A 10,374-nucleotide genomic window follows, 5' to 3' on the forward strand; every position below is an offset into this window, starting at 1 on the left:
TCGCGGATGGCCGCCGGTGACGCGGGCCGTCGCTTCGATTCCGTTGAGCAGCCGCCGCGGTTCCAGCGACTCGTCGAGCCCGCCGAACGGCACGCCGGGTTCCTGCCACCGGTGCACATACCGGAGGGCGGCCGATGACCCTTGATCAGCACGGGGCGGTTTCGGGCCACAGCCTGCGCAATGTCTTGACGTGTTCATTTTCGTCATCAAGCATGCCTTGAGCACGATGGCTTCTGGTCGATTCTGTGCGTCTCCGTTGTTATGGAAGGGAGTTCCGTGTCCGGTCGGCATCGCTTCGTCCAGGCGTTGGCACCAACGATCCCCTTGGTGCTCGCCGCAGGTCTCGTCGCCGCCCCCCTCGCCCGCGCGGACTCGCCGCCGCGGAGCGCTGTCACGGTGCGGATCGACCCGTCGTACCAGCAGCAGGAGTTCGAGGGGTGGGGGACGAGCCTGGTCTGGTTCGCCAACGCCACGGGCGGCTATCCGGAGCCCATCCGAAGACAGCTCGTCGACATGCTGTTCGGCAAGGACGGTCTCGGCCTCAATATCGCGCGCTACAACATCGGCGGCGGCAACGCCCCCGACGTCCGCAAGGACTACATGAAGGCCGGCGCGACCATGGAGGGCTTCTGGAAGGCCCCCGAGGGAACCACCCGGCAGGACATGGAGTGGTGGGATCCGAACAACCCGGATCACTGGAACTGGAACGCCGACGCGGGCCAACGCTGGTGGGTGGACCAGATCAAGAAGAAGGTCACCCGCTGGGAGGCGTTCAGCAACTCGCCGCCCTGGTTCCAGACGGTCAGCGGTTACGTCTCCGGAGGCTTCGACGCGAGCACCGACCAGATCCGGGCCGACCGCGTCGACGACTTCGCCACCTACCTGGTGCGCGTGACCGAGCAGTTGGAGAAGAAGCACCGCATCAAGTTCGACACCATCGCCCCGCTCAACGAGCCCAACACGCCCTACTGGGGCACCCAGCTCGGAGCGGACGGCCAGCCCACGGGCGGGCGCCAGGAAGGCGCGCACGCCGGACCGGAACTCCAGCAGAAGGTCGTCCTCGCACTCGACAAGGCGCTCGACGAGGCGAAGACCCGCGCCGAGATCTCCGCGATGGACGAGACCAACCCCGGCATCTTCACCCAGAACTGGAACGCCTACGGCGACCCCGCGCGAGCCGCCGTCCCCCAGCTCAACGTGCACACCTACGGCACGAGCATGCGCACCAGCGCCCGCGACATCGCCAAGGGCGCGGACAAGAAGCTCTGGATGAGCGAGGTCGAGGGCACCTGGGGTACCGGCACCGACTTCACCAGCATGGAACCGGGCCTCGGGATCGCCACCCGGATGGTCGACGACATGCGTGAACTGGAGCCCTCCGCCTGGGTGTTCTGGCAGCCGATCGAGGACTCCATCCCGCAGGCCGCGGCCGGCAAGAACTGGGGCAGCATCCACGTCCCGTTCAACTGCACGGCCGAGGACACCTTGGAGACCTGCCCGATCCGCGCCAACTCCAAGTTCCACACCATCCGGAACTTCACCCACCACATCCGCCCCGGCGATCACTTCGTGAAGGTCGACGACCCGTCCAGCGTCGCGGCGGTGAAGAAGTCCGGCCGTGCGGCGAGCGTGGTGCACGTGAACAGCGGCACGTCCGCGCGCTCCGTGACCCTCGACCTCTCGCGCTTCGGCAGGGTCGCGCCGCGGGCCACCGTCACCCCCGTGGTCACGAGCGCCGACGGCGCCCTCGTACGAGGCACTCCGGTCCGGGTCTCCGACCGGTCGGCCACGCTCGACGTCCCCGCGAAATCGGTCACCACCTTCCTGGTCGAGGGCGTCAGCGGCGTGGCGAAGGACGCCGCCCTCGTCCAGCCCGGCCACGTCTACCGGCTGCAGGGAGCGCAGAGCGGCAAGTCGTTGGCTCCGTCGGACGACGGCAGCGGCGTCGTCATCCGCACGACGGATGCCGACAGCGCGGAACAGCTGTGGTCCGCCCGTCAGTTGACCCGCGGCACCGACAACCGCGAGCGCTACACCCTCACCAACGCCACGACCGGCAAACGGCTCGCGGTGCGCGACAACCAGGCCGTCCTCGAGGAACCGGAGAGCGGCCGGGTCGATGGCGCGGCGCAATGGATCATGTCGACGACCGGCGACGGCACATGGACGTTCGTCAACGCCGCCACCGGCCGCCTGATCGACGTCACCGGGCAGTCCTCCGCGGACGGTGCGAAGGTGTCGACGTACACGCCGACCTCGGCGGCGAACCAGCGCTGGACCGTGACCGACGAGACGGTGCTGCGTACCGAGCCGGCCGAGGCGTTCACCGTCCCCGGCCTGCCGCCGAAGCTCCCGGGGACGGTGACGCCGGTGTTCCGGGACGGCGCCCGAGGCTCGCTCCCCGTCGTGTGGAACCTTCCGCCGGACCGCAAGTGGCGTGATCCCGGGACGGTACGGGTCACGGGCCGGGCGACCGATTCACTCGGGCGGGAGTTCCCCGCGAAGGCGGTCGTCACCGTCGACACGATCGGCTCGGCCCTCCCCGGCCGCGCCAAGACCTACGTGGGCGGCAAGCCCGAGCTGCCTGCCACGGTCGTCGGCGTCGGCAGGAACGGCGGCAGGGCCGACCTTCCGGTGACCTGGGACCCGGCACCTGACGGATCGTTCGACTCGACCGGGGTCGTGACGCTGCGCGGCACCGCACGGGTCGTCGACGGCAGCACGGTCGACGCGGCCGTCCGCGTGCAGGTCACCGAACCGGCGGAGACCAACATCGCGCCCGACGACGGCGTCTCGGTCGCCGCCACCTTCACCGAGAACGGATACTCCGCGGAACGCCTGCGCAACGGCAACCTGTCCGAGAAGGCCTGGTCGAACTGGAAGTCGGGGACCAAGAACCCCTCCGACACCATCACCTTCACGCTCCCGGCGGCACGCGACCTGAACCGGATCGTGGCGCACTTCCACCGGGACGGGACCAACGTCTCGTTCCCGGCGAGCCTGAAAGTGCAGGTGCGCGGTGCCGCCGACGGTGCGTGGGTCGACGCGAGCGGCGACATAGCGGTCGGGGCCGAGGGCACGCCGGTGGTCGACGTCCCGCTGGAGGCAGGGCCTGCGTCCGGCGTGCGCGTGGTCATGACCGCCCGTCAGGGCGGCTACATCACCATGAGCGAGATCGAGTTGTACGCGAGGACGCCGGGGGTCTCCTCGGACGCGGCCGCCACGTCGATCGAGGTGGCCGGGGTCCCTGTCGCACCGTTCGACCCCGACACCACCACCTACCGTGTCGTCACCGACGACCCGAACCGCGCCGTGGTCACGGCGACGGCACGCGACCCCTACGCGACCGTCGCGGTCGACAGGTCCGGCGATCCCCGCCGGGCCTCGGCCGTCGTCTCGGTGACCAGTGAGGACGGGGCGCAGACAAGGAAGTACCGGATCGAACTCGTACGGCGCTGAGGCGTCGCGGGGAAGGAACCGCGACCAGGCCCCGAGTACGGATGCGGCTGCGGTGCCACTCGGCACCGCAGCCGCATTCCGTTGAGCGCACGAGTTCGAGGCGCCGAACGGCCCGCCTGCCTGCGCGCATCTTGACGCGTTCACCACCGCTGACTTAATAATGACTGCGGCGTCCACATATCTAAACCGCGGTTTCCCTTATGGACAAGGATCCTTGGTCGCCTCGACCAGCACGGAGGCACAGTGGCGGGTTCAGGCTTAACGCGCACTCCTTCCCTCGCCCAGCGCAGCCGCCTGCGGGCGTCGGGCGCGTTCACGTCCGTAGTCGTTCTCCTCGCCGTCTGCGCATGCTCGGTCGCCGACGCCGACCCCATCGGCGAAGGCCCGGACACCTTGCGCGTCGTCCTGCCCGAGGAGCCACCCACCCTCGAACCCTGTGACGCCTCGCTCACCGCGACAGGCCGCGTGACGCGGGCCAACATCACCGAGGCGCTCACCGAGCGCGATCCCTCCACCGGACGGCTGGAACAGGCCCTGGCCACCAAGTGGACACGCACCTCGCCCACTTCATGGACCTTCGCACTCCGCGAGGGGGTCAAGTTCCACGACGGTTCGCCGTTCACGGCCGCGGCGGCCGCGTTCTCGATCAAGCGCGCCACGGACTCGGACATCGAGTGCAACGTCGACGGCTACATCTTCACGGACACGGAAGTGACCGCAACGCCCGTGAACGACACGACACTTGAAGTGTCGACAAAGAGCCCGGACCCGATCCTCCCCCTCCGCCTGTCCTTCGTGGAAATCGTGCCGACGAGTACGGATCCCGGGGCCCGGGTACGCAAGCCGATCGGTACCGGGCCGTACCGGATCGACGAGTGGAGTCAGGGCCGTTTCCTGCGGCTGAAGCGCTTCCCCGAGTACTGGGGCAAGGCGCCCGAGTTCGCCGCGGCCAAGTACGTGTGGCGGGCGGAGGGCAGCGTTCGGGCGGCCATGGTCACCAACGACGAGGCGGACGTCGCGATCGGGCTCGCTCCCGAGGACGGGGCGGGCGACCGTGCGGTCGAGTTCGCCACCAACGAGGTCTCGTACCTGCGGATGGACGCCACCAAGGCGCCCCTCGACGACATTCGGATCCGTCGGGCCGTCAACTACGCCATCGACAGGGAGGGACTGGTCACGGCGGTCTTCGCGGGCCGGCCGAGCGGGCAGCTCGTGTCGAAGGGCGTCACCGGGTACAACCCGCGGATCCGGCCGTGGCCGTACGACCCCGAACGCGCCAAGGAGTTGGTGGCCGAGGCCCGCGCCGACGGAGTCCCGACCGACACCACGATCACTCTCATCGGCCGCAACGGCATCTACCCGAAGGCCGCCGAGGCGATGGAGGTGGTGCAGGACGGCCTGCTCAAGGCCGGACTGAAGGTCGAGATCAGGATGCTCGACGTCAACGCCTGGCTGGAGTACCTGCTGCGCCCCTTCCCGGGCGGCGCGGGCCCCACCCTCCTCCAGGCGCAGCACGGCAACCAGGCGGGAGACGCCGCGTTCACGATGGGCCAGATCTACGGCAGCGAGGGCGCCCAGAGCAGCTACGGCACCCGCGCACTCGACGCGGCGATAGCGAAGGCGCAGCTCGCCTCCGGCGAGGAGCGGCAGAAGGCGTTCGCGGACGCGTTCGCCCTCCAGAACGACGAGGTCGTACGGGATGCCGTGATGGCCAACATGACCGGCATCCTCGCCCTCTCCCCCGACGTCCGCTACCGACCCGACTCGGCGACCAACGACGAGATGCGGCTCGCCGACATGCGCCGCGCGGACTGAGGGAGGAGCGGACCGATGTTCACCATGCTGCGCCGCCGTGCCGTCTCCAGCGTCATCCCCCTGCTGGTCGTGGTCCTCGGCGTGTTCTTCCTGGCCCGCCTTACCGGAGACCCCGCCAATCTGTACCTTCCGCTCAGCGCGACGCCCGAGATGAGGGCCGAGTTCGCCGCCCGCAACGGGTTCGACCAACCGCTGATCACCCAGTTCGGCGACTACCTGGCCCAGGTCGCCCGGCTCGACTTCGGCGAATCGCTGCGTACCGCCCAGCCGGCGGGCGAGGCGGTGTTGCGGGCCTTCCCCGCCACCCTCCAGCTGGCCGGGTGGACGATGCTGCTCGCCATCGTGGGTGCCGTGGTGATCGGCAGCCTGGCCGCCTACCGTCCCAACTCGGCGACCGACCGGATCGCGAGCTTCCTGTCCTCGACGGCCGCGAGCGTTCCCGACTTCTGGTTCGCCATCATGGGGGTGCTGGTCTTCGCGGTGACGCTGGGCTGGCTTCCCACCTCCGGCACGAACGGGGCGGCGGCGTGGGTCCTGCCCGTGGCCACGCTGCTCATCCGCCCGTTCGGCGTGCTGGTCCAGGTGGTGCGCGGCGCCATGGTCTCCGCGCTCACCGCCCCCTACGTCAAAGTCGCGCGCAGCAAGGGCGCCCGTGAGTCGCGGGTGGTCTTCGGGCACGCCCTGCGCAACGCCGCCGCACCGGCGCTCACCGTCGCGGGTGACCTCGCCGTCGGGCTGGTCAACGGGGCCGTGGTCGTCGAGACCATCTTCGGCTGGCCCGGCATCGGCAAGCTCATGATCGACTCGGTCCTTCAGCGTGACTTCGCCGTACTGCAGGCCGCCGTGCTGCTGACGGCACTGGTGATCTTCGCGCTCAACATCCTGGTGGACATCTGCCATGCGCTCCTCGACCCGCGTGTACGGCAGCGGGCGGCGGCGTAAGTCTGGGAGGCGACATGCTGCGCATGGAGAAGGACAGCGGCCAGGAACAAGAGCCCGCCCCCGGGGCGAACCGGGCCGCGGCGCGGCGCAAGTGGCCCGCGCTGCTCCTCCAGGACCGGTTCGCCTTCGCGGCGGCGCTGGTTCTGCTCGCCGTGGCGGTGTCCGCCGTTGTGGGCCCTTACCTCATCGGGGATCTGGCGACGCGTCAGAACCTGCGTGATCCGGGCCGCCCGCCCTTCAGTCTCGATCACGGCTGGGCCTTCGTACTCGGCAGCGACTCCCTGGGCCGCCCCGTCGCCGCCCGGCTGATCGCGGCGGCCGGCACCACGCTGTCCGTGGCCGTGCCCGCCGTGCTGTGCTCACTCGTCGTCGGCTCGGTCTGGGGCATGTGGGCGGGCTATCACGGTGGATGGCGCGAGAACGTGTCCCTGCGGATCGCCGATGTGATCCTCAGCTTCCCCTCCCTGCTGCTGGCCGTGGTCGTGCTGTACGTCTTCTCGCCGAGCGCCGCCGGCATCGTCCTGGTTCTCGCCGTCGCCCGGATCCCCGTCTATCTGCGCACCGCGCGGGCCGAGTCCGCCGAACTGCGCAGCCGGCTGTTCATGGACGCCGCCCGTACCTTCGGCACCAGTAGCTGGGCGGCCATCCGACGCCATGTCGCTCCCACGGTCCTGCCCACCCTGCTCACTGTGGCCGCCCTCGACTTCTGCTTCGTGATGCTCACCGAGTCGTCGCTGAGCTTCCTGGGGATCGGCATCCAGCCGCCGGACGTGAGCTGGGGGCTGATGGTGGCCCAGGGCCGGCAGGAGTTGCAGAGCGCGTGGTGGATCGCGGTCTTCCCCGGCCTCGCCATCGTCGTCACGACCGTGTCCGCGACCGTACTCGCCGCCTGGGCCCGCCTCTCGACCGACCCGGCCCAGCGATGGCGACACGGGCTACGGCGCGGCGGGCGGCGGGCGTGGCGCCCTCGTCCGGTGGCCGGGGGCACGGGTGGCGACCGCGGCATGGCGACCGAGCCGGCCGCAGTCCCGGCGGGGGCTGAGGACCGGCCGGCCCATGTCGTGCCCGGAAGGGAGAACGAGCCAACCTCAGTCGCGCCGAGGACCGGGGCCAGGCCGGCCCCAGTCCTGCCCGGAACCCCGACCGAGCCGGCCCAAGCCACGCCAGGAACCCCCACCGAGCCAACCCAACACGTGGCCGAGGCCGACACCGAGCCGAGCCCCGCCCTGCCGGGACCGGGAAACGAGCCGGCCTCGGCTGTGGCGGTGACGGAGGCCGATCCGATCCCGGCCGCCGAGCGCAGCGAGGCCGCGCCGGTCCCGGCCCCCGAGCCCGACGCAACCGCACCGCTCCCCACCACCGAGCCCAAAGCCACCACACCGCTCCCCACCGCCGAGTCCAGCGGGACAGCATCGCCTCCAGCCTCCGCACCGACACCGCCCGACACCCTCGCCGTGGACGGCCTCTCGGTCGACATCCGCACGCCCGCCGGGCCCGTCCCCGTCGTACGCGGCGTGAGTTTCGCCGTGCGTTCGGGCGAGACGCTGGCCCTGCTGGGCGAGTCCGGATGCGGGAAGAGCATGACCGCCCATGCCGTCGCGGGTCTGCTCGATCCGGCCGCCGAAGTCGTGGGCGGACAGGCGCGGTTGGACGGCGAGGACCTGCTGAGTCTCGGGGCACAGGCCAGGCGCAGGCTCGCCGGTCCCGGCCTGAGCATCGTCTTCCAGGACGCGCTCAGCGCGCTCAACCCCGTCCACACGGTCGGGGCGCAGCTCGCGGAACCGTTCCGTATCCACGAGAGGATGTCCCGCCGCGCCGCCCGGGCGAAGGCCGTGGAGCTGATGGAACGCGTCGGCATCCCGGAGGCGCATTCACGCGCGGGCGCCTACCCGCACCAGTTCTCCGGAGGGATGCGCCAGCGGCTGCTGATCGCGATGGCGGTGGCGCTGCGGCCGAAGGTCCTGCTCGCCGACGAGCCCACGACGGCACTTGACGTCACCGTGCAGGCCCAGATCATGGACCTCCTCGGCGAGCTGCGGAGCGAGCAGCGGATGGCTCTGGTCCTCATCACCCACGACCTCGGGCTCGTCGCCGAGCACGCGGACCGGGTCGCCGTGATGTACGCGGGCACGGTCGTGGAGACCGGGCCGGTGGCCGAGGTGTTCGGCAAGCCCCACCACCCGTACACCCGGGGGCTGTTGGAGTCGGTACCGGCCGAACAGCTCAAGGGCTCCCGGCTGAGTTCCATCCCCGGAAGCCCGCCCGACCCGCGCTCCGTGCCCACCGGTTGTGCCTTCCGTACGCGCTGTCCGATGGCCCGCGAGGTGTGCGCCACGCACCGGCCGCCGCTGACCGGGACCGGAGCCGACCGCGCCGCCGCCTGTCACTTCGGGAAGGAACTGGCCGATGCCTGAGCCGGGGACGAAGACGCTGCTGGAGGCCACCGGCCTGGTCAAAAGCTTCTCGGTACCGCGCACCGCCAAGGGCAGCACCAGGCTGCGCGCGGTCGACGGGGTGGATCTGAGCCTGGGACGCGGGGAGACCCTCGGCCTGGTCGGCGAGTCCGGCTGCGGCAAGTCCACGCTGGCCAGGACCCTGCTGATGCTGGAGCGTCCCGACGAGGGCACCGTACGGTTCGACGGGGTGGACCCGTTCTCCCTGTCGGGTGCGAAGCTGCTTGCCTGGCGCCGCAAGGTGCAGATGGTCTTCCAGGACCCGTTCGGCTCGCTCAACCCCCGGCTGTGCGCGGCGGATCTGATCGGCGAGCCCTGGCGCACGCACCGGGATCTCGTGCCCACGCCCAAACGGGCGGCGCGCGTGGGTGAGTTGCTGGAGATGGTCGGTCTGCGCGCGTCCGACGCCCGCCGCTATCCGCAGGAGTTCTCCGGAGGGCAGCGGCAGCGCATCGGGATCGCCCGCGCGCTGGCGCTGGAGCCCGAGGTCATCGTCTGCGACGAGCCCGTCTCCGCGCTGGACCTGTCGGTACAGGCGCAGGTCCTGAACCTGTTGTGCGATCTGCGGGACGAGTTGGGGCTGTCGTACGTGTTCATCTCGCACGACCTGTCCGTGGTGCGGCACGTGGCGGACCGCGTGGCGGTGATGTACCTCGGCAGGATCGTCGAGTCGGGCCCGTCGGAGGAGGTCTTCGAGCGGCCGAGCCACCCGTATACGGCGGCCCTGCTGTCGGCGGCCCCGTCCCTGACGGCCGGCGTCGGGGCGAGGAGGGAGCGCATCCTGCTCACCGGCGAGATCCCCTCACCGGCCGACCCGCCGTCCGGGTGCCGGTTCAGGACCCGGTGCTGGCGTGCGGAGGACGTCTGCGCCGAGGCCGCTCCCACTCCCCCGCCCGGACCACTGCCCCACACGGCGGCCTGCCACTTCCCGCTGCGGGAGACACCGACGGGGGCGCCGACGAGCCTGGGGACGGTGACCGCCCCCAGGCGTCAGGCCTGAATCACAAACCGTCCCGAACCATGGCGGCGACGATCTGGACGTGGCGATCGGCCGCGGTGTTCGAGAACTCGTTTTCGTAGTTCAGACCGTAGGGCCAGAAATGTCCACCGCCGGTGGACAGCGTGGCGTTCGAACCGTCGAACTGTTTGACGAGTGCCGTGGCCTGCGCGCCGCGCCAGGTGCCTCCCGCGGCGAGGGAGGACCAGCCGGAACTCGTACCCACTCCGATGGTGTGGGCGATCTCGTGCAGCGCGGTCCTCTCGGTCATGTAGCTGCGGTTGCCGAAGCGGATGGTTCCGTTGATGTTGCCGTCGGCGGTGGGCACGCCCGGGTCGTAACGAACGGTGATGTTCTTCCCGAGATCGCTGAGGTTGTTGTACCGGGCCACCGCGGCGTTCATGGCCGACGTGATGAGGTTGTAGGCCGTCTGCTGGTCCTGGGTGGGGTTGCTCGCCCGTTCGAGGGTCCAGGTGATACTGGCCGCTGCCACCTGTTCCTGGGACGCCGTAGCGGCCGGCGGTGCGGCCTGCGCGACACCGGGACCGGCCAGCAAGGCGGCCGCCAGGGCGGCCACGACCGCCTTGTTGCGCCAGGGTGTGGCCGTTCGCTCAGTGGGCTCCGGTGCCTGTCGTGGACTCATGTGGGGTGTCCTCCTGTGGGGGTGGGTGGGGGGTGGCCCGTGGGGGGTGGGCCGTGGGGGGTGGG

General features: G+C 70.5%; 6 protein-coding genes and 1 pseudogene. 6 read left to right on the forward strand and 1 reads right to left on the reverse strand.

Features of this window, described 5'->3' with window-relative positions; genetic code table 11:
* Positions 1 to 261 precede the first annotated feature (261 nt).
* From ABT063_RS49085 to ABT063_RS49110, 6 genes and pseudogenes are all read left to right on the forward strand, one after another.
* Positions 262 to 3,459: a glycoside hydrolase gene (locus tag ABT063_RS49085; protein ID WP_351068252.1), complete on the forward strand. Its 3,198-nt coding sequence runs from the start codon at positions 262 to 264 to the stop codon at positions 3,457 to 3,459.
* A 243-nt stretch (positions 3,460 to 3,702) separates the two neighbouring features.
* Complete coding sequence (locus ABT063_RS49090) at positions 3,703 to 5,274, forward strand: ABC transporter substrate-binding protein (protein ID WP_351068254.1); 1,572 nt, start codon at positions 3,703 to 3,705, stop codon at positions 5,272 to 5,274.
* Between the two features lie 15 nt (positions 5,275 to 5,289).
* Positions 5,290 to 6,216, forward strand: coding sequence for an ABC transporter permease (locus tag ABT063_RS49095; RefSeq protein ID WP_095751875.1), 927 nt, complete (start codon positions 5,290 to 5,292; stop codon positions 6,214 to 6,216).
* 23 nt (positions 6,217 to 6,239) lie between these two features.
* A pseudogene (locus tag ABT063_RS49100) lies at positions 6,240 to 7,097 on the forward strand (ABC transporter permease); the annotation flags it as partial.
* Between the two features lie 573 nt (positions 7,098 to 7,670).
* Positions 7,671 to 8,630, forward strand: a complete 960-nt coding sequence (locus ABT063_RS49105) for an ABC transporter ATP-binding protein (RefSeq protein ID WP_351068265.1) — start codon at positions 7,671 to 7,673, stop codon at positions 8,628 to 8,630.
* On the forward strand, positions 8,623 to 9,669 hold the full coding sequence (locus ABT063_RS49110) for an ABC transporter ATP-binding protein (protein ID WP_351068257.1): 1,047 nt from the start codon (positions 8,623 to 8,625) through the stop codon (positions 9,667 to 9,669). Before ABT063_RS49105 ends, ABT063_RS49110 begins: the two co-directional genes overlap by 8 nt.
* A gap of 1 nt (position 9,670) precedes the next feature.
* On the opposite strand, the gene ABT063_RS49115 is transcribed toward ABT063_RS49110, so the two are convergent.
* Positions 9,671 to 10,309 carry a hypothetical protein gene (locus ABT063_RS49115; protein WP_351068260.1) on the reverse strand — a complete coding sequence of 213 codons (639 nt, stop codon included), beginning with the start codon at positions 10,307 to 10,309 and terminating at the stop codon, positions 9,671 to 9,673.
* Between the last annotated feature and the right edge of the window lie 65 nt (positions 10,310 to 10,374).

The organism is Streptomyces sp. NPDC002838, assembly GCF_040295365.1.
Taxonomy (GTDB): Bacteria; Actinomycetota; Actinomycetes; order Streptomycetales; family Streptomycetaceae; genus Streptomyces.

Excerpts from the sequence above, each read along its gene's own strand:
- ABT063_RS49085 (WP_351068252.1), top strand. The coding sequence starts at position 262 with ATGGAAGGGAGTTCCGTGTCCGGTCGGCATCGCTTCGTCCAGGCGTTG.
- ABT063_RS49095 (WP_095751875.1), top strand. The coding sequence starts at position 5,290 with ATGTTCACCATGCTGCGCCGCCGTGCCGTCTCCAGCGTCATCCCCCTG.
- ABT063_RS49110 (WP_351068257.1), top strand. The coding sequence starts at position 8,623 with ATGCCTGAGCCGGGGACGAAGACGCTGCTGGAGGCCACCGGCCTGGTC.
- ABT063_RS49115 (WP_351068260.1), bottom strand. The coding sequence starts at position 10,309 with ATGAGTCCACGACAGGCACCGGAGCCCACTGAGCGAACGGCCACACCC.